21 protein-coding genes are annotated in these 20,169 nt (G+C 59.2%); 14 read left to right on the top strand and 7 right to left on the bottom strand.

Annotated features, from left to right (window positions below; all coding sequences use genetic code 11):
• Nucleotides 1–214 (top strand): hypothetical protein (locus tag HDF15_RS25570; RefSeq protein ID WP_221314534.1); only part of this gene is annotated, 214 nt, incomplete at its 5' end.
• A gap of 392 nt (nucleotides 215–606) precedes the next feature.
• Nucleotides 607–2,028: a hypothetical protein gene (locus HDF15_RS20445; protein WP_184258933.1), complete on the top strand. Its 1,422-nt coding sequence runs from the start codon at nucleotides 607–609 to the stop codon at nucleotides 2,026–2,028.
• A 391-nt stretch (nucleotides 2,029–2,419) separates the two neighbouring features.
• Here the strand turns inward: HDF15_RS20445 and HDF15_RS20440 are convergent, their stop codons facing one another.
• Nucleotides 2,420–2,656: a hypothetical protein gene (locus tag HDF15_RS20440; RefSeq protein WP_184258931.1), complete on the bottom strand. Its 237-nt coding sequence runs from the start codon at nucleotides 2,654–2,656 to the stop codon at nucleotides 2,420–2,422.
• A gap of 75 nt (nucleotides 2,657–2,731) precedes the next feature.
• Between HDF15_RS20440 and HDF15_RS20435 the strand changes: the two genes are divergently transcribed.
• The 7 genes from HDF15_RS20435 to HDF15_RS20405 all read left to right on the top strand — a co-directional run bounded on the left by HDF15_RS20435 (nucleotide 2,732) and on the right by HDF15_RS20405 (nucleotide 8,081).
• The gene (locus HDF15_RS20435) at nucleotides 2,732–3,313 is read left to right on the top strand and encodes an aminodeoxychorismate/anthranilate synthase component II (RefSeq protein ID WP_184258929.1); all 582 of its coding nucleotides are present in this window, start codon (nucleotides 2,732–2,734) and stop codon (nucleotides 3,311–3,313) included.
• A 39-nt stretch (nucleotides 3,314–3,352) separates the two neighbouring features.
• Nucleotides 3,353–4,276, top strand: coding sequence for a nuclease (locus HDF15_RS20430; RefSeq protein ID WP_184258927.1), 924 nt, complete (start codon nucleotides 3,353–3,355; stop codon nucleotides 4,274–4,276).
• A gap of 273 nt (nucleotides 4,277–4,549) precedes the next feature.
• Nucleotides 4,550–5,110: an elongation factor P gene (gene efp / locus HDF15_RS20425; protein WP_184258925.1), complete on the top strand. Its 561-nt coding sequence runs from the start codon at nucleotides 4,550–4,552 to the stop codon at nucleotides 5,108–5,110.
• A gap of 18 nt (nucleotides 5,111–5,128) precedes the next feature.
• Nucleotides 5,129–5,410, top strand: coding sequence for an acylphosphatase (locus tag HDF15_RS20420; RefSeq protein ID WP_184258923.1), 282 nt, complete (start codon nucleotides 5,129–5,131; stop codon nucleotides 5,408–5,410).
• A 7-nt stretch (nucleotides 5,411–5,417) separates the two neighbouring features.
• Nucleotides 5,418–5,957, top strand: coding sequence for an adenine phosphoribosyltransferase (locus HDF15_RS20415; RefSeq protein WP_014264046.1), 540 nt, complete (start codon nucleotides 5,418–5,420; stop codon nucleotides 5,955–5,957).
• A 6-nt stretch (nucleotides 5,958–5,963) separates the two neighbouring features.
• Nucleotides 5,964–6,980 carry an energy transducer TonB gene (locus HDF15_RS20410; RefSeq protein ID WP_184258922.1) on the top strand — a complete coding sequence of 339 codons (1,017 nt, stop codon included), beginning with the start codon at nucleotides 5,964–5,966 and terminating at the stop codon, nucleotides 6,978–6,980.
• Nucleotides 6,981–7,037: 57 nt separating this feature from the next.
• Nucleotides 7,038–8,081 (top strand): NAD(P)-dependent alcohol dehydrogenase, encoded by a 1,044-nt coding sequence (locus HDF15_RS20405; RefSeq protein WP_184258920.1) that lies wholly within the window; start codon nucleotides 7,038–7,040, stop codon nucleotides 8,079–8,081.
• A gap of 71 nt (nucleotides 8,082–8,152) precedes the next feature.
• Here HDF15_RS20405 and HDF15_RS20400 read toward each other — a convergent pair whose 3' ends face one another.
• Together HDF15_RS20400 and HDF15_RS20395 are read right to left on the bottom strand one after the other, a co-directional pair.
• Nucleotides 8,153–9,316 carry a lactonase family protein gene (locus HDF15_RS20400; RefSeq protein ID WP_184258918.1) on the bottom strand — a complete coding sequence of 388 codons (1,164 nt, stop codon included), beginning with the start codon at nucleotides 9,314–9,316 and terminating at the stop codon, nucleotides 8,153–8,155.
• 52 nt (nucleotides 9,317–9,368) lie between these two features.
• Nucleotides 9,369–9,815: a hypothetical protein gene (locus HDF15_RS20395; RefSeq protein WP_184258916.1), complete on the bottom strand. Its 447-nt coding sequence runs from the start codon at nucleotides 9,813–9,815 to the stop codon at nucleotides 9,369–9,371.
• Nucleotides 9,816–10,025: 210 nt separating this feature from the next.
• On the opposite strand from HDF15_RS20395, the gene HDF15_RS20390 reads away from it, so the two are divergent.
• From HDF15_RS20390 to HDF15_RS20380, 3 genes are all read left to right on the top strand, one after another.
• Entirely contained in the window at nucleotides 10,026–11,186 is a 1,161-nt protein-coding gene (locus HDF15_RS20390; protein ID WP_184258914.1) for a DUF481 domain-containing protein, read from the top strand.
• A 183-nt stretch (nucleotides 11,187–11,369) separates the two neighbouring features.
• Nucleotides 11,370–12,098 carry a hypothetical protein gene (locus HDF15_RS20385; protein ID WP_184258912.1) on the top strand — a complete coding sequence of 243 codons (729 nt, stop codon included), beginning with the start codon at nucleotides 11,370–11,372 and terminating at the stop codon, nucleotides 12,096–12,098.
• 49 nt (nucleotides 12,099–12,147) lie between these two features.
• The gene (locus tag HDF15_RS20380) at nucleotides 12,148–12,408 is read left to right on the top strand and encodes a hypothetical protein (RefSeq protein ID WP_223295460.1); all 261 of its coding nucleotides are present in this window, start codon (nucleotides 12,148–12,150) and stop codon (nucleotides 12,406–12,408) included.
• Between the two features lie 159 nt (nucleotides 12,409–12,567).
• Here the strand turns inward: HDF15_RS20380 and HDF15_RS20375 are convergent, their stop codons facing one another.
• From HDF15_RS20375 to HDF15_RS20360, 4 genes are all read right to left on the bottom strand, one after another.
• The gene (locus HDF15_RS20375; RefSeq protein ID WP_184258910.1) at nucleotides 12,568–13,344 is read right to left on the bottom strand and encodes an SDR family NAD(P)-dependent oxidoreductase; all 777 of its coding nucleotides are present in this window, start codon (nucleotides 13,342–13,344) and stop codon (nucleotides 12,568–12,570) included.
• Nucleotides 13,345–13,721: 377 nt separating this feature from the next.
• A complete protein-coding gene (locus tag HDF15_RS20370) occupies nucleotides 13,722–14,207 on the bottom strand; it encodes a nuclear transport factor 2 family protein (protein ID WP_184258908.1) in 486 nt (161 codons plus the stop codon).
• Between the two features lie 405 nt (nucleotides 14,208–14,612).
• The gene (locus HDF15_RS20365) at nucleotides 14,613–16,154 is read right to left on the bottom strand and encodes an OmpA family protein (RefSeq protein ID WP_184258906.1); all 1,542 of its coding nucleotides are present in this window, start codon (nucleotides 16,152–16,154) and stop codon (nucleotides 14,613–14,615) included.
• A gap of 408 nt (nucleotides 16,155–16,562) precedes the next feature.
• The gene (locus tag HDF15_RS20360; RefSeq protein ID WP_184258905.1) at nucleotides 16,563–18,113 is read right to left on the bottom strand and encodes a fumarate hydratase; all 1,551 of its coding nucleotides are present in this window, start codon (nucleotides 18,111–18,113) and stop codon (nucleotides 16,563–16,565) included.
• 147 nt (nucleotides 18,114–18,260) lie between these two features.
• On the opposite strand from HDF15_RS20360, the gene HDF15_RS20355 reads away from it, so the two are divergent.
• Nucleotides 18,261–19,217 carry an ABC transporter ATP-binding protein gene (locus HDF15_RS20355; protein WP_184258903.1) on the top strand — a complete coding sequence of 319 codons (957 nt, stop codon included), beginning with the start codon at nucleotides 18,261–18,263 and terminating at the stop codon, nucleotides 19,215–19,217.
• Nucleotides 19,218–19,236: 19 nt separating this feature from the next.
• Nucleotides 19,237–20,097: an ABC transporter permease gene (locus tag HDF15_RS20350; RefSeq protein WP_184258901.1), complete on the top strand. Its 861-nt coding sequence runs from the start codon at nucleotides 19,237–19,239 to the stop codon at nucleotides 20,095–20,097.
• Nucleotides 20,098–20,169 lie beyond the last annotated feature (72 nt).

Here is a 20,169-nt window from a genome sequence, read left to right as displayed (position 1 = left end):
ACGACATCCAGACACCCCCCACAAATCTGTAAAGGATGTCTGGAGACAATGTGTAAAGGATGTCATGAGTCCGTACAGCTTCAGCCCCGCCGTTGAGACAACACCTAAGGCGGCTTTAGCCGCGGAGGGGAATGCAGGCGCCAGGCGAGCAGTGCAGGCTTATTCCAGCATCATTCCCTCAGTGGCTAAAGCCACCGCATGTAGCGACTTCTAACGGCGGGGCTGAAGCCCCGCCCCTTCAAAGCAAAAGCGGGCGCTCTGGCCCTGAGGAGCGGTATATCGTGCAGCCACGATAGGTCGCCCCTTCAGGGCTCTATTTTTCTGGGCTTGTAACCCAGGGTTCCGGCGACACGGCGAGCAAAAGACGCTCGCCAGCCGCCTCCACCCTGGGCTGGGATATACCGCCCCTTTGGGGCTTGTACCCGTGGCCGTGTTACATTTTCGCAATCCCCATTGATCGCTTTGCATTTTCCCAATCCCGTTGATTGGTCTTTGCAATTCTCCAATCCCCATTGATCGAAATGACAGGCTTTGGTGGGTAAGTTTGTAAGTGCATCGGTAGTACTAAAATGCACTCAGCGGCAAGAGTACAAGCTTGAGGAATGAATGAGCGCCAACCACTCGCCTGTGCCTGCCGAGACCTTACGGGAACGACGCAAGCGGCATATCTTCGCGATCTTCTTTGCAGCCATCGGTCTGTGCTGGCCGGCGTTTCTCAATCGCTATCCGCTGCTGTATCCGGATTCCATTACGTATATCGGTGATGGCCCCGCTGTTGCTGCCGCACTTTTCCTGCATCGCTTCGGGCACTTCGGCTGGCAGCGTTCGGCTTTCTACAGCCTTGGCATTCTGCCGTTTCATTGGAATCGCTCGCCGTGGCCTATCGTTGCGGTGCATGCGTTGCTTACGGCCTGGGTGTTGTGGCTTGTGGTGCGTTCGATGGTCTCGCGGGGGCGGACCCGCAGCTACTTGCTGGTTGTTTGCTTTCTCAGTGGGCTCAGCAGTGTCGCCTGGTTTGTCAGCTTTGTTGTGCCGGATATTCTTGGCCCTGCGTTGTATCTTTCGATCTATCTGCTGGTCTTCGCGCGTGAGACTCTGTCACGAACAGAACGTTGGTTGCTGGCAGCGCTCGTGTGGTGGGGGTGTCTGGCACACTCTACGCATTTGCTGTTGGGAGTATGCGTGTGCGTGCTGCTGGGGGGATTGCTCGCGTTGAGCCGGAGGGCTCGAATGCGGTTCTGGAGAGGGGCCGCGCAGGTGAGTGTGATCGTTGTGCTCGCTGTCGCTTCGCAACTGGCGCTCAATCTTTTTCTGTTTGGGAAGCTCTCGCTCGACGCCGGACGCCCGCCGCTGCTGATGGCCCGCGTGATCGCGGATGGTCCCGGCCGTCTGTACCTGGAGCAGAATTGTCCGCACCTGTCGTGGAGTATTTGTAAACATGTTGCCAACCTGCCGCAATCCGAAGACGATTTTCTGTGGCTGCCGACGGGCATTTTTTCCAGTGCGACCGAAGCGGAGAAGCAGGAGCTCAGGCGGGAGGAGATGCCGCTGGTGCTCGCTACCGTGCGTGCTTTTCCGCGGGAACAACTGCGGGCTTCTCTGAAAAATGCGTGGCAACAACTGCTCTACTTCGAGATTGCCGATTTTGGGAATAGTTCGTGGATGGAGAGCTCGCTGAATACCGTGATGCCGGGTTCGGAGACGAGCTATCGCCGCTCGCTGCAGTCCCGCAATGAGGTGCCTTCGGATTTCTTTTCGGATCTGGCGGAGTGGACGGTGGGGCTCTCGCTGTTGGTTGTCCTTGGCATGATGCCGTTGTTGTGGCGGTGGAGGGCCTGGCGGCTGTGTGGCATGGCTTTCATTGTTCTGCCGGTGATTGGGTTGAATGCCGTTCTTACGGGGGCTCTTTCGGGGATTGATGCCCGGTATCAGGCTCGGGTGGTGTGGCTGGTGCCGTTGCTTGCGGTGATGGTGGTGGCTTGGGGGATGGAGCGGTATTGGGGTAATCGTGGCCGGGGTGTTGCGTAGAGCAGGGGGTTGAGGGCGCGATCAATCGGTGGGTGCTTGCTTTCCGTTGCGATTCCCTTAGCTTTTGCTTTTCTGGCTGTCATTCCGAGCGCAGCGAGCGAACCTGCTGTCTCCCGCTCTTTGCCAGTGTCTGCACAAACGATAGGCGTTAGTTCAGCTAAGCTAGGCTCACATATTTTCTGGGTGGTACGAACGAAAAACGGGAGACAGCAGGTTCGCTCGCTGCGCTCGGAATGACAACCAGAAAAGCAAGAACAAAAGCAAAAGCAAAAGCAAAAGCAAAAGCAGATTCCCTGCGGGAATGACAAACCAGAAAGGCAAAGACAAGAGCCCGCACGCCAGCAGAAGCCTTCGCTGCACTGGTTCGTATCGGTTCTATCTGATGTTCGCGCTAATCTGCTTCGTCCTGATGCAGCGCCCAGCAGATGCCGCCGATGATCTGGGCCACGCCGATGACTCGTGTCAGCGTGGGGCGTCTTGAAAGATCGCCCATCAGGGAGTGCCACAGCTTGGGCCCGGCTTTCCAGGCCCTGGCGTCGTTCCTTGGGTTCACGATCGCCATGACGCCGTCGCCGATCAGAACCATCGCCGCAAAGTGTTTTGCCCGTTTTGGATCGCCTAGAAACATACTCAGTAAGAGCGCATCGGCCCTTCGCCCGTTGCCCGCCGTCGTCGCAATGCGCTTCGCGCTACCATAAAGACTATGGTCTTCGTTCTCGACAACTACGACTCCTTTACTTACAACCTCGTGCAGTACATGGGCGAGCTGGGTGCCGAGGTGGTCGTGCGCCGCAATGATGAACTGACGCCCGAAGAGGTTGTCGCGATGAAGCCGGAGCGGATTCTGCTCTCGCCCGGCCCCTGCACGCCGCAGGATGCCGGAATTCTCATCCCGCTGATCCAGCATCTGGCGACGCTTCCGAAGAAGCAGCAGATTCCGGTGCTCGGCGTCTGCCTGGGGCATCAGGCCATCGGCGCGGCGTTTGGCGGCGAGGTCGTTCGTGCGCCGCAGCTGATGCACGGCAAGACCAGCGCCATCGAGCATGATGGCCGCACCCTGTTTCGTGGCATTCCGCAGCCGATGACCTGCACGCGCTACCACTCGCTGATCGTGGCGGAAGACTCCCTGCCCGAAGAACTCGAGGTCTCGGCGCGCGTTGCCGGTGAGTCGATGATCATGGCGCTGCGGCATCGCACGCTGCCAATCGAAGGGGTGCAGTTTCATCCGGAGAGCGTGCTGACCGACCACGGCAAGCAGCTCATCGCTAACTTCCTGAAGCAATAGGGCCTTTCTTTTTTCGTTCCCGAAGGGAATCTGCTTGTGATGCCGTTGACTAAGCAAAGCTTCATCCTCATGGCCGGAGTCGCAATGCTGAGCCTTCCTGCTGTGGCCCAAGAGGTTCCGCAGACCATGGGATCGGTCGCGACCCATGATGCTCTCGTTACAGGGGGCCTCGAGGTTCGGGGGGAGAAGGCGAACCTGGTCTCGAACGCCTCCATTACGGCCTACGACCGCACGGCACCGATTAGTCTCCAGAGGGGCGGGGAGGTGCTGGTCTGTTCGACCAGCCAGTTTCACCTGCTGCATAGCGGGACCGGGGAGTCGCTGCTGTTTGGGCTCGATCGCGGTTCGATCGAGATTCACTCCCCCTCGCAGTCGCAGGATGTCATTCTGACGCCGGATCTGCGGTTTACGCTGGTGACCCAGGGCCAGCTCGATCTCCGCATCCGGGTCACGGGCAATGGCGATACGTGCGTGGAGAATGCCGGTTCCAAGGCACCTGAGCTGCAGATCTCCGATGTGTTTTCGAGCGAAAGCTACCGGCTGACGGCGGGGCAGCATGTGCTGTTCGAGCACGGAAGCCTGCGCGAGGTGGTGGATCGGGAGAGCTCCGCCTGTGGCTGCCCGGAGGCGGTGCTGCCCGTTACGGAGGTTGCTGCAGCCTCCTCTGGAGGCTCTACCCCGGCTGCCGTGGCTGCCCAGAACCCTTTCCCCACAGCGGTGAGCCAGGGGCTCGCGCCGCCCCCGCCCCCGGCCAACTCTGCCCCGGTGGGAGTGGAGCATGTGCAGGTTTCGGACTCTCTCTCCTATAACGCGGGGCAGACGACCGCAGTTGCCGCCCCTGCGGCCCCGCCGGTGAAGACGGTGCCTGTCTCTACGGTGCCTCCTCCCTCTCCGCCGGGCGCGGGAGAGATCTTCCATGCGGTGGGGCGATTCTTTCATAAGCTCTTTCACCCGGGCAGTTAATGGGCGGGGTCGTGCCGCCGTCGATAGATCGCCCCTTCAGGGCTCGGAGTTCTACTGGTTCGTAACCCAGGGCTACGCCCTGGGCTGGTATGGCGTCGCCCCTTTGGGGCTTGGAGCAGTCGCCTGTTTCGAACCGTGATGCCCTCCATGGGGCTTTCATGTTTTCGTCCCTACCGCTCCAGGGGAATGCTTCAGCTGTCGCTGAGCTACAATCAAAAGGTTGGGCTGCGATCAACGTAAGCCCCCAATCCACCGTATTTCAGGAGTTTTTCTATGGCGATTCCCGCCACGCAGATGCGCCCCGGCATGATCATCAAGTTCAAGGACGAGCTTCATCTCGTCTTCTCCGTAGAGCACCGCACCCCGGGAAATCTGCGCGCTTTCATCCAGGCCAAGCTGCGTAACGTCCGCACTGGCGGCATGTTCGTCGAGCGCTTTCGTTCGCCCGACCCCATTGAGCGCGTCATCGTCGACGAGATCAAGATGGAGTACCTCTACAACGACGGCGACGACTACTACTTCATGGACCAGCAGACCTTCGAGCAGACCAACCTGAAGCGCGAGACGCTCGGCGATGCTGTCGAATACCTCACGCCGAACCTGCTGATCTCCGTCAGCATCCATGACGGCGAGCCGGTGGGTATCGAACTGCCGACCTCGGTGGAGATGACGGTCGTTCAGACGGAGCCCGGCATCAAGTCCGCGACTGCCAGCTCGGTGACGAAGCCCGCCAAGACGGAGACCGGCCTCGTGGTGCAGGTGCCCCCGTTCATCAACGAAGGCGAGAAGATCCGCGTCGATACGGCTGAAGGCGCTTACATGAGCCGCGCGTAGTTTCGGAGCTTATCCCCGATGGTCGTCCACTTTCTTATCCGCGGGCGTGTACAGGGCGTCGGCTTTCGCTGGTTCGTACACCGCGAAGCCGCGGAGCTCGGCCTGCGCGGCTGGGTACGCAATACCGATACCGGCGAGGTTGAAATCGTTGCCGCAGGCGATGCGGAGACTCTTGAAGATCTCCGCGTCGAGCTGCGCAAGGGCTCGCGTGGAAGCCGCGTCGATGCCATTGTCGAACACGAACTGGCCGAGAGCGAAGCTGAGTCGCTCGGAGCGTTTCAAATTGAAGGAGCCTGGTAAATACCGCATGTCTCAACCGATTAATTGTGAGCCTCTCAAGGCACTTGTCCGTGGTGTTCCCGATTTTCCCAAGCCCGGCATCCTCTTTTACGACATCACCACGCTGCTCAAGGACCAGACCGGTTTTGCCCAGCTGATCGATGCGTTTGCGCAGTACTACATCGATAAGCATGTGGATCTGGTTCTCGGTATCGAGGCGCGCGGTTTCATCTTTGGCCCGGCGCTGGCCTACCGCCTGAACGCGGGATTTGTGCCCGTGCGCAAGCCCGGCAAGCTTCCTGCCGAGACCGCGACCATCAAGTACGACCTCGAGTACGGCTCGGACTCGCTGCAGATCCACAAGGACGCGATCCAGCCCGGACAGCGCGTCATCATCGTCGATGACCTGCTGGCTACCGGCGGCACGATGCTGGCCACGACGCAGTTGGTCAAGCAGCTTGGCGGCGAGATCGTGGGTCTGACAGTAGCGATCGAACTGGACTTCCTGAAGGGAAGAGCCAAGTTCCCGGATATGGATGTCTTTAGTCTCATGCACTACGACGAATAGAGGTCTATGCGTGCCCATTGCTTCACTGGTGTCATTTTTGCTTTGCTGTTTCCCGGGATGATTGCGCAGAGCTCTGCGCAATCGCCTGATCCACATCAGCGTTTCGATCAGTTGGTCGCTGCGACCTCTTTGGATAGAGAAGGCCAGCATCCATGGCATCTCCGCATGTCTTTCGACCTCTATGACCTGGAGGGAAAAAAGAAAGAGAGCGGTACGGCAGAAGAATGGTGGGTCTCTCCAAAGAGTCATCGATTGGTTATCACCAGTCCTTCTTTCAACGAGACAATTCCATCCGCGAAGAATGAGCCGACGACTATAAACCGCGAGGCTTATTTAGTTCACAATCTGCTGGATCAGGTGGCCCATCCTATTCCTCACTTTGGTGGGCCTACGAATTTAAAGGTGGAAGAAAAACCTTACGCCGTTGGCAAAGTAAAGTTATCCTGCCTTGTCGTCACGTCATCCGTTGCCAAGGATAAAAAGGAGTCGTCACAGGCTAAACCCGTCAATTCACAGTTCTGTACTGAGCCTGATCGTAATGTGCTCCGTATTCGCTTTGATGATGGTTATGGTCTTGAGATTGTTCGCAACCGTTTGGCGAATTTTCTGACTACTTCAGTGGCCCTGGAGAACGGTGTTTCGTACGGGAAGTTGGCGATTACGGGGCATGTCGATGTTCTTGAAACTTACGATCCTGTAAAGACGCCTGTTGAGCTCGAGACCTCTTCCAGAGAGCCTGAGACGATTTCGGGTTTGGTCATTGCAGGGCGTAATTTGAGTAAAACTGTTCCCTCATACCCACAATATGCCCGCGATCAGCATATAAGTGGAACTGTAGTTCTCTGCGCTATTATTTCGAAACAGGGAACGATTAGTTCGCTTGATGTTGTTGCCAGTCCTGATCCATCGCTTTCCCAATCTTCTCTCGAAGCCGTCAAGCACTGGACCTATACGCCTTATCTTCTGGATGGGGTTCCAACTGAAATCGATACGACTATTACAGTGAATTACGCACTTCGGTAACGTCTCGAATCTGCATTTCATTCCAAACATCCAATCGCTAAGGAGATCTCTACCCCAATGATTAAGACTCATGGCTATGCAGCCCAGTCCGCTACTACTGCTCCTGCGCCTTTCGACTACGAACACCGTAGCCCTGGCCCCAAAGATGTTCATATCACAGTCGATTTCTGTGGCATCTGCCACTCCGATATTCACCAGGCCCGCAACGAGTGGGGCAATGCTATCTATCCCATGGTTCCCGGTCATGAAGTACTCGGCACCGTCAAAGCCATTGGCTCCGAGGTGACGAAGTTCAAGGTTGGCGATCTTGCGGCCATTGGCTGCATGGTCGACTCCTGTCGCGTCTGCGAGAGCTGTAAGGCGGGCGAGGAGCAGTACTGCAACAACCAGGCAACGGTCTTCACCTACAACTCACGCGATAAGCAGGGCAACCTGACCTTTGGCGGCTACGGCAACAACATTGTTGCGGACGAGAGCTTCGTCCTCAAGGTGCCGGCGAATCTTGATCCCGCCGCGACTGCACCGCTGCTCTGCGCGGGCATCACCACCTACTCGCCGCTGAAGCACTGGAACGCCGGTCCTGGAAAGAAGGTTGGCGTTGTCGGACTGGGCGGGCTGGGCCACATGGCGCTCAAGTTCTCGCACGCTTTTGGAGCCCACACGGTACAGTTCACGACCTCGGCTTCGAAGGTAGAAGACGCGAAGAAGCTCGGTGCGGATGAGGTCATTCTGACCAAAGAGGAAGGTTGGGCGGCCAAGCACGCGGGCAGCTTCGATCTCATCATCGACTGCGTCTCCGCGGATCATGATGTGAACAGCTATCTCAACCTGCTCAAGCGCGACGGCGTGCTCTGCACGGTCGGTGCGCCGGAAGATCCGATCAAGATCGCGGCGTTCTCGATTCTGGGCCGCAAGACTCTTACCGGCTCCATGATCGGTGGGATCGCCGAGACGCAGGAGATGCTGGATTTCTGCAGCAAGCACAACATCGTCTCGGACATCGAGATGGCCAGCTTCGACAAGCTGGAAGAGGTCTGGGATCGCGTCGTCAAAGGCGATGTGAAGTACCGCTTCGTGCTCGACCTCAAGACGCTGAACTAGAGCAACTCGATTGCACACGAGAACGCCCCGCCTGCTCAGGCGGGGCGTTCTCGTGTGGCTCTATTTTTTGTTTATATCCACTGCACGAACATGGGAGTGTCTGCGGCGAAGGTCTTGGGGGTCTCGCTGAGGCGTCCGGTTTTTGCGTCGTGTGCGAACACGGTCACGCTTCCGGGGGCAGTCTGGTTGCAGCTGACGAGCCATTTGCGGGTCGGGTCGAACGCGATGATGCGGGGAATCTTGCCACCGCAGCTCAGCCGCTGTTGTTCGGTCAGCAGGCCTGAGGTTGCATCGACGCGGTAGACGATGATCTCGTCCACTCCGCGGGAGCAGGTGTAGACAAAACGGCCATCGTCGCCGACGATGATCTCGCAGCCGGAGTTGCCGGGGAGAGAGGTTCCCGGCGTGAGCGTGAAGATCGTGCTGCCTTCGCGCAGCTTCATCGATGCCGTATGTTTGTGCGCGCTCCAGTCGTAGAGGTCGATGGTCGCGTCGAGTTCGTGGACGCAGTAGACCCATTTCCCATTCGGGTGGAAGGCCACATGCCGCGGTCCGGAGCCGACGCGTGCCTGCACCCGTGTCGGCGTGCCCAGCGGAGCTTTCTTGCCCGGCGAGATGGGGAAGACTTCAATCGCGTCTTCCCCGAGATTGCAAACCAGCAGGAACTTGTTGTCGGGTGAGACGGTCGTGCAATGCAGGTGGGCGGCTTCCTGCCGGTCCGTCACGGGGCCGAGTACGCCGCAGGAGGGGTTGTTGCGGCAGTCGAGTCCGCCTGCATCGGCCATCTCCCCTGCGGAGCCCAGCGTGTAGGCCGACATGCTTCCGCCGCCGTAGTTCGCGACAAAGGCTGTCTTGCCCGTGTGGTCTACCGACACGTAGCAGGGACCGTTGCCATGGGAGCTTACCCGTTGTACGAGTTCCAGGCTTCCCTGGGCTGCGTTGACGCGAAAGCTGGAGAGTCCGCCGTCGCCTTTGGCTGCTTCGTTCGCGGCATAGAGCAGGGGCCGCTTCGGATGCATCGCCAGGAAGGTGGGGCGCTCGGTTGCAACCGCGAGTTCTATGGCGCCAAGTTCGCCGGTAGCGGCGTTCCAGGGCGCGCGGTAGATACCTTTTCCGTCACCGGTCCCCAGGAGGACCCAGCGGGGTTCGGCTGACGATTGCGCAAAGCTCCGCAGTGCAAAGGGAAGGGCAGCGGAGGCGACGAGGAACTGGCGGCGTGTGGATTTGGTGAGCATGGGCAGCAGCTCCTCCGCGATGAAATGGCAGTGCGAATAGAAGAAGCTACAGCTAGATTGTCTCGGCCACGGTGCGCGGCTCGCCAGGGAGTTTGAAGTCGAGTTCGGACGGGTGCGTGTCCTGGTTGATGACCGGCAGGCTGGGCAGGTTGTCGGTGCGGCCAGCTTCTTTTACGACGGCTGCGGCGTGGTCCAGGACCTCGTCCACCGTCATGGTGTACATCTCGCGGCCGTTGTCGTAGCCACTCTCAATGGCGTGCTTGAGATAGCGTCCGGCGATCTGCGCGGCAAGATAGTCGGTGATGACCTTGCCGTTGCGGCGCTTCTGTTCGACCCATGCCATGTTGGGCATGGCGACCCAGAGGGGACGGCCATTCACGGCGAAGCGAATGTCGGTTGCGTCAGCATGGCGCGTCGCGATGGCGACGACGGTGCCCTTCCAGACACAATGCTGAGGTTCTCCAGTCCAACGGTCGGTTGCTACGAAGTCTTCATACATGGCCTTCTCAGGTTAGAGCATTTCTCCCGTTCCTGTAACCCGGATAAATTTCGGAGATCGTTTTTCAGAAGAAATGGCAGTTTTTAGCGTGCAACGGCGGGGAAAACGGTCGAGTTGGTGGGGTACAGACCGGCAAGCGGTAGCGGCAATGACACTTGGAGAAGAGCAGACCGACGTTTATCCTAGGTGGCTATAAGGAGACGAACCCCCTTGCGTCGATTCCCGGTCCTCTTTTCTGCCGCAATCCTCGGTTTATCCGGCCTGATCCAGGCCCAGGCCCAGACCCCCGCACCTAAGCCCACCCCCGATGTGTTGGTCTTTTCCAATGGCGACCAGCTTACGGGCAAGCTCGAACGCGTTGCCGGCGGCAATGCTGTCTTCAAAAGCGATATGGCCGGGGAGCTTACCATCTCCCTCGACAAGGTCAAAGAGCTGCGTTCCGGCGAGAAGTTTGCCCTGCTTCGCAAAGGCATTCCGGTTACGAAGGCAGACGCCCCGACCGGAACCGTGGATATGGCGGGCGGCAATGTCGTGCTGACAAATCCCGGACATGAGCCCGATACCGTTCCCACCAAGGATGTCAATTACCTGATCGACAAGGACTCTTTCGACAGACAGATCGCGCGCAAGACGAAGTTCCTGCAAGGCTGGAATGGCACCGTCACCGGCGGCGCCACGGTGGTGCGCGCTACAGACAACGGGACCACGTTTACGGCGGCCGTCAACCTCATTCGGACGACCCCCGTGGTGCCTTATCTTCCGCCGGATACGCGTACGACCGTTAACGTTGCGGAGAGCTATGGCAAGTTGACCACGCCGTTGATTCCGCCGACTGATCCACCCACGCCGCCTTCGGTCGCCAAGACGAGCATCTTCCATACCGATGCCGAGCATGACAAGTACTTCAGCCCACGTTTCTATGCTTTGGCCGATCTCTCTTTCGATCACAACTTCTCGCAAGGCCTGCAGTTCCAGCAGGTCTACGGTGGTGGTGTCGGCTGGACAGCCATCCAGAAACCCAAGCAGCAGCTTGATCTCAAGGTCGATCTGCACTATGAGACGCAGCAGTTCATTCAGCAGCTTGGCGTTCCCAACGTTCCCAGCGTGAATCTCATTGGTTCGACCTTTGCGGAGACGTACCACTACAACCTTCCGCACGGCATCCTCTTTACCGAGACCGGCGATGTCCTGCCGGGCTGGAACGACATGACGGCGTACTCGGCGAATGGGACCGCGACGCTGGCACTGCCGGTCTACAAGCGTCTGAGCGCCTCGTTCTCGACCACAGACAACTTCCTCAATAACCCCCCGCCGTTCAATAAAAAGAACTCTTACCAGTTCGTTACCGGCGTCACGTACACCCTGCACTAGAGGCTGTTGCAAGACTCGCAAGGAATGGCGGAAGGGCATGGCTGAGGCCATGCCCTTCCGTTTTAGGGGATTTCCGGCACGAACCAATCCTGCGAATGGACGCCCCTTCCGCCCTCCGGAGATGTTCTAATGAAGAGATGCGGGCTTTCCTAGCCTGTGAGTGTTTCCAGGAGTTTGAGATCGATGTGTGATGTGCGGAAGTCGGTAGTGCGTTTGATGGTGATGGGGTTGGCAGCCGGGTTGTTCGCCGGAGTTTTGACGACGGCAAATGCCCAAACGAATAAGCAGCAACAGCAGCGTCACACCCGCCGTGAGACGAATGCCAGCCGTCAGGCCCGCATCCAGCGCACCATCGACTACACGTACTCGCATCGCTGGGAGGTCTTTGGTGGTGGCGGCTACCTGCGCTTCAGCAGTGGCGACCTGACCAAGAGGACCAACCAAGTGAGCTGGGCAACGGCGGCCAACTACTACCTGAACCCCAAGTTCGCTATTGTAGGCGACGCCCGCGGCTCCTTCGGCAACGCGAGTCCGCTCCAGTTCAACAACAATATCAATCTCGCAGTTCACAATCCTCAAATCAACGAGTACACCTTCATGGGAGGCGGCAGCTACCGCTTTTATGCCCAGGAAAAGTACGCCCTTAGCGTGCAGGGGCTCGGCGGCGTGGGCTGGGGTATCTTCAGCGGCGGCGCAAAGGGATTCACCGGCCCTCAGGTTGGTTTCTGGCAGGACGGGTTCAAGCCCGCTTTCTCGATCGGCGTCAGCGGAGATTACAACGTCTATCCGAATATTGCCGTTCGCTTTACCCCGACCTATGTTGCAACCATGTTTTCCGGGACGAGCGGAACGAAGGTTCAGAACAACTTTGGATTCAACGCCGGCGTTGTCTATCGCTTTGGACGCCGGTAGGGAAACCGGCGATTTCGGTTCTGGTAAGTTCGCGGCGTAAAATACATTTATGTCTAAAGGCTGGGAATCGAAGAGCGTCGAAGAACAGCAGGCGGAGGCTGTCATGCCCAAGGCCGCCCGCCCAGAGGATGACCCTGCGGTCAAGGCCGCCGAAGCGGATCGCAAGCGCCGTATCCAGGCCCTGGAGATGACGCGCGAGCGTGTACTTTCGGAGCGCACATCGAGCCCGCATCGTCGCAGTGCGTTGGAGCTTGCACTGGCGACGATCGAGCGCGAGTTGGAGCAGTTGGGGTGGTCGATTAAGCTTTAGGGGCTTGCTCCGGAAGCATTCCCTCAGTGGCTAAAGCCACGGCGCGTAGCGGGTTCTAGCGGCGGGGCTGAAGCCCCGCCCTTTCAAAGCTCCCGTTTCAGATCCTGCCCTTTCAAACCCCATTTTTTCAAAATCCTGTTTTTTCAAAGCCTCACTGATTTAGATCTTCCGTGTGAGAACGAACGGGTTGGCCTGGGCGACGCATGTCAGCACAACCGTCTGGATGCCTACATGGGCTGGCCGGGTTGCGGCCCACACGATCGCGTCGGCGATGTCTTCCGGCTGTAGCGGATCGATGTTCTGATAGGTCTTTGCCGCCCGCTCTTCATCCCCACGGAAACGCACCTTGCTGAAGTCCGTCTCCACCATGCCAGGATCGATGGACGTCACGCGTACCGGAGTTCCGTTCAGGTCGAGGCGCAGGCCATCGCTGATGAAGCGTTCCGCGGCTTTTGTCGCGCAGTACACGCCGCCGTTGGGATAGGCCATATGTCCGGCGATCGACCCGAGGTTAATGACGTGCCCGCTGCCGCGCTGGACCATGCCGGGAACGACGATGCGGGTCACGTAGAGCAGCCCTTTGACGTTGGTGTCGATCATCTCCTCCCAGTTCTGAATGTCGTCCTCGTAGAGCTTGTTCAGCCCACGGCTGAGGCCGGCGTTGTTGACCAGGATGTCGATCTCGCTCCAGGAATCGGGCAGGGTCTGGAAGGCCATCTCCACGGCGTTGCGGCTCTGGACGTCCAGCTCAAAGCTGAAGACAGAGGCCGCGCCCGCCGCGAGCAGGCTGGGTTCCATCGTGTGCAGCAGGTCGCGGCGGCGGGCACAGAGCAGAAGCCGCGCTCCAAGTTTTGCAAACTCCATGGCCGTTGCCGCGCCGATACCGGCGCTTGCGCCGGTGATCAGGACTACCTTGTTTTTTAGCGAAATGCCCAAACGAACCTCCCAGGCTTGTTCATCGGATGGAGGCAGACCGGGGTATTCGCGGTCTGTGTCTCTTTATTTATTAGAGCATTTCCGGAATGGGGGTAAGGAGGGTAGGTGCTTTTGCTTTTCTGGTTGTCATTCCGAGCGCAGCGAGGAACCTCCTTCCTCCCGCTCTTTGCTCATGCTCCCAGAAAGTATAAGAGAGAACCTGAACAGTCTGGTTTTCGCTGGCCCTGACATTTGCGGCGGCATAGCCGAAAAACGGGAGGAAGCAGGTTCCTCGCTGCGCTCGGAATGACAACCAGAAAGGCAAAAGCAAAGGCAACTGCCTTGATTTGTTTGTCCTACCCTAGTCAGTCCTGTTTCACAGGCCATTTTGCGGAGGTTTATTTCGCGCTCCCGTGGTCGTAGCTGATCACGCGGGTTATCTGCCATGCTCCGTCTTTGAAGCGCCAAAGGTGAATGAACTTGGCTTCTCCGACGACATCATGGTCTTGAGCGCCGATGTGGTGGAAGCGATGAACGCCGATCTCGACGGCTCCGTAGCCTTGAATCGGGTATACCTCGAGCGAGCTGGGTACCAGCTCTCGTTGGATCTTGCCGCAGAGATTGTTCTTGATGCCGTCGACGACTGTCTTGCGCCCGTATTGCGGATCGTTCTTATCGTGATAAAACTCCAGGTTTTCTGCAAACTTGCTTTCCACCGTGGGGAGATCGCAGGCGTTTACGGCGTTAAACAACACGCTGTCCTGTGCCGAGATTGTCTGGAATAGCGTCTGGCTTGGTTCTGGTGTTGATTGAGCGAAACCGCGGGTGAGCGGCGTGATGCAGAGGATGAGAGCCAGACTACGCAGGACGATGGGTGTGTTCATGAGGAATGCCTCTTTGAGATCGAGATGAGTGCAGTACGTGGGCCGGGGGATGCAGGTTCCGTGGGGAAGAGGGCAACTTGGGTATGGTGCTCTTTGCGTCTGAAGCGGAGGCGGGCTTGAGGGTGCTGACGGGCTGTGGCGCGCTGAAGCGCGTTCCCTCAGCGGCTAAAGCCGCGGTGCAAGGGAAGCATCTATGGCACGGCTGAAAGCCGTGCCCTTAACGAAACAGGGCTATTTAGGCGCAGAGCTATTGCACTACGAGAGTTATTGCAGCAGACAGTTATTGCATATTGCAGCACAGAGCTATTGCAGCAGACTGCTGCTTGATTTCAGCAAACTGCTGCTTAACGCGCGAAGGCCGCGATATGAATCGCGGCCTTCGTCTTGTTCCAAGCGGTGGTTTGCTTATTCGGGGTTGGTGGTTTGTACGCCGATCGCATCGCCTGAGACGACCAGGTTTACGCGGCGGTTCTGTGCACGGCCAGCGGCTGTGCCGTTATCCGCTACAGGCTTATTTTTGCCGTAGCCGGCAGCGGTTACGTTCGCCGCGGGAACGCCGTTCTGCACCAGGAAGTCGTGCACTGCGTTCGCGCGGTTCTCGCTCAGCTTCTGGTTGTACTCATCGCCGCCGACCGAGTCCGTGTAGCCCTCGACCTGGACCTTCAGCCCAGGATAGAGCTGCAGGATCGTCGAGACCTTTGCGAGGCTTACCTTGGTGTCGGGCTTCAAGGTGAACTTCGCGGTGTCAAAGAGCACATCGCTCAGGTTGACGATCAGGCCGCGTGCGCTTTCGCTGGTTGCGAGGACCGAGTTCAACTGTGCGCGCAGTTTCTCGCGCACAGCTGAGGCGTCCGCTTCGCTCTTCTGGGCGTTGTGCTGTGACTCTGCCGCCTGAGCACGAGCGTTGGCCGCATCGGCCTCCGCGCGAGCCTTTGCAGCAGCGGCGGCTTCAGCCTGGGCGTTGGCGTTGGCGGCTGCAATCTGCGATTGCGCGGCGTCAGCCTGGGCTTGTTCCTTGTCTGCGCGCTCCTGCTGCTGGCGTTCGGAAGCCTGCTTGCGCAGAGACGAGATACGCGCATCCTCGGCCTTCTGGACGGCTTCACGAGCGTAGGTGATCTCCATCTTCTGATCGCGATGCTTGGAGCTGTCCATCGTATCCGCGTTCTGCAGGTCGGTTGCAACGTCCTGCATGATGTCGGGAGAGTACTTGTCCGCACCGTTCATGCGGGCGATGCGTGCGGCGTTGTGCGCTTCATACAGCTCTAGCGGGCTGTGCTCGTTGCGCGTGATGGGATTCAACTCCGATTTCGATCCGCCGGTGTCGGCGTAGAGGCCGCGGGGCAGCAGGGAGTAATGCACGTTCACGTGTTCCAGCACGCCCTGCGTTTTATCGCTGAAGACGTTCTGCAGCACGATGACATCGCTTGGCATGGAGACCGAGAAGTACGGCTCAGCCGTTACGATCAGGCCGAACGACTGGAGTGAAGTCGTTACCTCGATGTTGTTCTTTGTGCCTGCAGGCAGGACCTCGCCGAGGTTCTGGGGACGGCCGTCGGCGGAGATCGCCCACAGGACGTAGGTCATGTACTCAGGCCCGAATCCGTTGGCCGGAGTGAGTCCTTTGAACTCCGCGGAGATATGCAGACCGCCCCGTTCACTGACTACCTTGGCCTCGCCCCTGGCTCCGGGGAGAAGGTTCGTGCCTGTAAAGTTGATGTGCGTCGAGCCGCTGCGATGGAAGTAGTTCACGGCATCGAGATCATGTTCCACGACCTTGATGCGATAGACATACGTGCCGTCCGGTCCCTGTGCCGTTACCTGGCCCGTGCGGGCTCCTGGAGCTACGGTGGTTGGATTGGGCTCCTGGCCCGTCGCACTAAGGCACACGATTCCAAAAATCGCTGCGAATGAAGCTGCAGTTGTAGTTTGCTTCCACGTGCTGAGCATTGTCCCGTTCTCCTTGCTGACTGGCCGCTGCTAAAAACGCAACGGCTCTTGGCGATAAATCGCTACAACAAGGTCGGATGCCCCACATAGGACAAAAGGTATCCGCGAAATAAATGTCTAAATCAGGCAACCAAAGGGGTTTGCGTGGGGGTTGTATGGGGATTTGGGAAGCTTGAAGTTTCCTGGGAGTGTTATTCAATCGCGCGAAGAGCGCAGCTGGCTTCTTGCCTGCATTAGCAAAAGGCCCGGGCCTAAAGGCCGATTCTCGCGGAGGGTCTTATTCCGTAGCCTAAAGGCTACGGCTCCCTCCGTCTCCGTGACGCTGAAGCGTCACGGAACGCGCTTCGCGCAATTTTGATGACAACCAGAAAAGCAAAGAACAGCAACAACAAAGGCAAAGATGACGTGCTACTGCCCGAGAATCGGCACGCCGCCTACGGCCATGCTTTGCGCGATGCGTTCCTTCCACTCTGCGGGGCCGGTGATGTGGACGCTGGAGCCCTTGGTATCGACCGCTACGGTCACAGGCATATCCACGACCTCGAACTCGTGGATCGCTTCCATGCCCAGGTCCTCAAAGGCAATAAGCTGCGAGTGCTTAATGGCCTTTGAGACCAGATAGGCCGCTCCGCCGATGGCGATGAGGTAGGCTGCTTCATTGTCACGGATGGCGTCGATGGCCGCCGCGCCACGCTCCGCCTTGCCGATCATGCCCAGCAGTCCGGTCTGTTCGAGCATCTGGCGGGTGAACTTGTCCATGCGGGTTGCTGTGGTCGGCCCGGCGGGGCCGACGGCTTCGTCGCGCACCGCATCGACCGGGCCGACGTAGTAGATGAAGCGGTTGCGGAAGTCGACCGGCAGCTTTTCGCCGCGGTTGAGCATGTCGGTCATGCGCTTGTGGGCGGCGTCGCGGCCGGTGAGCAGCTTGCCGTTGAGCAGCAGCACCTCGCCCGGCTTCCAGGTTTTGACCTCTTCGTGCGTCAGGGTGTCGAGGTTGACGCGCTTCGCGCCGTGCACGTCATAGGTCAGCTTGGGCCAGCTCTCGAGTGACGGGGGATCAAGAGAGACAGCGCCGGTTCCGTCGAGCACGAAGTGTGCGTGGCGTGTGGCGGCGCAGTTGGGGATCATCGCGACCGGGAGGTTGGCGGCGTGCGTGGGCCAATCGAGAATCTTTACGTCGAGCACGGTTGTAAGGCCGCCGAGGCCCTGTGCTCCAATGCCGAGCGCGTTGACCTTGTCGTAGATCTCGACGCGCAGCTTCTCGATGTTGGTCTGGGGGCCGCGCAGCTTGAGCTCCTGCATGTCGATGTCTTTCATCAGGGCTTGCTTGGCCAGGAGCATGGCCTTTTCGGCGGTACCTCCGATGCCGATGCCGAGCATTCCGGGAGGGCACCAGCCCGCGCCCATGGTGGGGATGGTCTTGAGGACCCAATCGGCGACCGAGTCCGACGGGTTCAGCATGACGAACTTCGACTTCGCCTCGCTGCCGCCACCCTTTGCCGCGACGGTTACGTCGACCGTGTTGCCCTTGACCAGGGAGACCTCGACGACGCAGGGGGTGTTGTCCTTGGTGTTCTTGCGGCTGAAGGCGGGGTCGGCGAGGATGCTGCCGCGCAGCTTGTTGTCGGGATCGAGCCAGGCGCGGCGTACGCCCTCGTCGCACATCTCCTGCAGGTTCAGGGTGGCGGGGCCGCCGTCCTTGCTGACGAGGTGGCACTCCAGCCCGAGCTTGATGAAGATGGTGACGATGCCGGTGTCCTGGCAGATGGGGCGATGTCCCTCGGCGCACATGCGCGAGTTGACGAGGATCTGCTTCATCGCGTCCTTGGCGGCGGGAGACTGCTCCAGCTCGTAGGCGCGGGCGAGGTTTTCGATGTAATCGACGGGATGGTAGTAGCTGATGAACTGCAGCGCGCCGCGCACGCTCTCGATAAGGTCGTCCTGTTGGATAGTCACCATCACCAGAACATGATAGCTGCGTGGAAATCACGTTGTCCCGGAGGTGGCGCCGATAACCGCGCTACCGGTGGTTGGCGCGTAGCGGCCCAACCCGTAGGCGCTCCTTTTACAGCTCCTTATAATGGGTCTGCCGGGGGATGAAGACATTTGAGCGATACCATCGTTGAAATCAAGGGCCTGCGTAAGGTCTACAGCGGCAAGAACTCAGTCACAGCGGTGGATGGCATCGACCTGCGCGTGCCTGCCGGTGAGATCTATGGGCTGCTTGGGCCGAATGGCGCGGGGAAGACGACGACCATCTCCATTGCGACGACCCGGGCGATACCGACTGCCGGTTCGGTGCGGATCGCGGGGATCGACGTGGTTGCGCATGCGGCTGTCGCGCGGCGGTCGATCGGCGTGGTGCCGCAGTACAACACGCTCGACCGCTCCTGCACGGTGGAAGAGAATATCTTCTTTCACTGCCTGTACTTCGGAATGTCGCGCGCCGAGGCTCGCGCTCGCACGGCGCAGTTGCTGGAGCAGTTTCGTCTGAGCGACCGTGCGAAGGCGTATCCGCAGGCGTTGAGCGGAGGACTGGCGCAGCGGCTGCAGATTGGGCGCGCTATCGCACATCGGCCCAAGGTGCTGTTTCTCGACGAGCCCAGTGCGGGCCTCGATCCGCAGAGCCGCATCGCCATGTGGGAGGCCGTGAGCGGTCTGCGCGACGAGGGCATCACGGTTGTACTGACCACGCACTACATGGAAGAGGCGGACGAACTGTGCGACCGGCTCGCGATCATCGACCATGGAAAGATTCTGGTCGAGGACACGCCGGCCGCGTTGAAAGCGAGTGTCGGCGGAGACAAGATTTATGAACTGCGTCTGCAGGATGGCGACCGCAGTGGCCAGTTGGAGGCTCGGCTGCGGGGGCTAAGCGGCGTAAACGGCGTCGAGCCTATCAACCATGGGAGCGGGCTGCGGGTGCTCGCGAAGGCGCAGGACGGGCTGCTGGCGAGTGTTGTGACGACAGCGAACGAGTTCGGGCTGCGCGATGTGACGACGGCTGAGCCGAGCCTGGAAACAGTGTTTATTCGATTGACCGGACGCGATCTGCGCGAGTAACGATTTGAGGGTGAGCGATATGGCAGCAAGCGTTGCAGTGATGAGTGAGACAGGCATAAGCAGACGCACGAGCTACACGCGAGCGTTTGGCGGGTTGATGCTGCGTGATCTGCGCGTGTTGATGCGCGAGCTTGGGCCCTTCCTGGTTCGCGTGGCGATGAACCCGCTCTTGTTTCTGTTCATCTTCACGTACGTTATGCCCCATATGAGCGGCGGGGCGGCGCTGAATCCGACGGCCCAGATGGCTGGAGCCACCGGGGGCAGTTTTGGCACGGTGCTTCTGCCGGGACTGATGGCGGTGGCGATCATGTTCTCCGGGATCGCAGCGGTGGCGCTGCCGCTGGCACAGGAGTTCGGCGTTACGCGCGAGATCGACGACCGTGTGATGTGCCCTCTGCCGATTGCGGCGGTGGCCGCGGAGAAAATCATCTTTTCCGCGCTGCAGAGTCTGATTGCGGCGGCAGGCGTCTTTCCGCTGGCCTATTACATTCCCAGCACGCCGGTGATGGTGCACGTGTCGAACTGGTTCTTCCTGGCTGCGGTGCTGGTGCTGGCGAGCCTGCTGGCGGGTGCGCTGGGGCTGACGATCGGTACGTCGGTGCAGCCGAAACAGATCGGCCTGATCTTCGGCGTTGTGGTCATGCCGATTACGTTTCTTGGCTGCGTGTACTATCCGTGGGCTGCGCTTGCACCGATTCGGTGGATGCAGTTGGGCGTGCTGGTTAACCCGATCGTGTATATGAGTGAGGGGCTGCGGGCGGCGTTGACGCCTACGCTGGGTCACATGCCTGAGGCGATGATTCTCTTGATGCTGTGCTTTTTTCTCGCACTGCTGACATGGCTGGGGATGAAGGGATTTCGGCGGCGGGTGCTGAGCTAGCGGCTGGTTTTTGTTCTTGCTTTTCTTGTTGTCATTCCGAGCGGAGCGAGTGAATCTGCTGTCTCCCGTTCT

Source organism: Granulicella mallensis, from assembly GCF_014203225.1.
Classification (GTDB): Bacteria; Acidobacteriota; Terriglobia; order Terriglobales; family Acidobacteriaceae; genus Granulicella; species Granulicella mallensis_A.
Note: the sequence above shows the minus strand (reverse complement) of the source record. Positions and strands in the feature narration are given on the sequence as shown.

Excerpts from the sequence above, each read along its gene's own strand:
- HDF15_RS20445 (WP_184258933.1), top strand. The coding sequence starts at position 607 with ATGAGCGCCAACCACTCGCCTGTGCCTGCCGAGACCTTACGGGAACGA.
- HDF15_RS20415 (WP_014264046.1), top strand. The coding sequence starts at position 5,418 with ATGTCTCAACCGATTAATTGTGAGCCTCTCAAGGCACTTGTCCGTGGT.
- HDF15_RS20380 (WP_223295460.1), top strand. The coding sequence starts at position 12,148 with ATGTCTAAAGGCTGGGAATCGAAGAGCGTCGAAGAACAGCAGGCGGAG.
- HDF15_RS20365 (WP_184258906.1), bottom strand. The coding sequence starts at position 16,154 with ATGCTCAGCACGTGGAAGCAAACTACAACTGCAGCTTCATTCGCAGCG.
- HDF15_RS20360 (WP_184258905.1), bottom strand. The coding sequence starts at position 18,113 with ATGGTGACTATCCAACAGGACGACCTTATCGAGAGCGTGCGCGGCGCG.
- HDF15_RS20400 (WP_184258918.1), bottom strand. The coding sequence starts at position 9,316 with ATGCTCACCAAATCCACACGCCGCCAGTTCCTCGTCGCCTCCGCTGCC.
- HDF15_RS20420 (WP_184258923.1), top strand. The coding sequence starts at position 5,129 with ATGGTCGTCCACTTTCTTATCCGCGGGCGTGTACAGGGCGTCGGCTTT.
- HDF15_RS20385 (WP_184258912.1), top strand. The coding sequence starts at position 11,370 with ATGTGTGATGTGCGGAAGTCGGTAGTGCGTTTGATGGTGATGGGGTTG.
- HDF15_RS20430 (WP_184258927.1), top strand. The coding sequence starts at position 3,353 with ATGCCGTTGACTAAGCAAAGCTTCATCCTCATGGCCGGAGTCGCAATG.
- HDF15_RS20435 (WP_184258929.1), top strand. The coding sequence starts at position 2,732 with ATGGTCTTCGTTCTCGACAACTACGACTCCTTTACTTACAACCTCGTG.
- HDF15_RS20350 (WP_184258901.1), top strand. The coding sequence starts at position 19,237 with ATGGCAGCAAGCGTTGCAGTGATGAGTGAGACAGGCATAAGCAGACGC.
- efp (WP_184258925.1), top strand. The coding sequence starts at position 4,550 with ATGGCGATTCCCGCCACGCAGATGCGCCCCGGCATGATCATCAAGTTC.
- HDF15_RS20410 (WP_184258922.1), top strand. The coding sequence starts at position 5,964 with ATGCGTGCCCATTGCTTCACTGGTGTCATTTTTGCTTTGCTGTTTCCC.
- HDF15_RS20370 (WP_184258908.1), bottom strand. The coding sequence starts at position 14,207 with ATGAACACACCCATCGTCCTGCGTAGTCTGGCTCTCATCCTCTGCATC.
- HDF15_RS20440 (WP_184258931.1), bottom strand. The coding sequence starts at position 2,656 with ATGTTTCTAGGCGATCCAAAACGGGCAAAACACTTTGCGGCGATGGTT.
- HDF15_RS20395 (WP_184258916.1), bottom strand. The coding sequence starts at position 9,815 with ATGTATGAAGACTTCGTAGCAACCGACCGTTGGACTGGAGAACCTCAG.
- HDF15_RS20405 (WP_184258920.1), top strand. The coding sequence starts at position 7,038 with ATGATTAAGACTCATGGCTATGCAGCCCAGTCCGCTACTACTGCTCCT.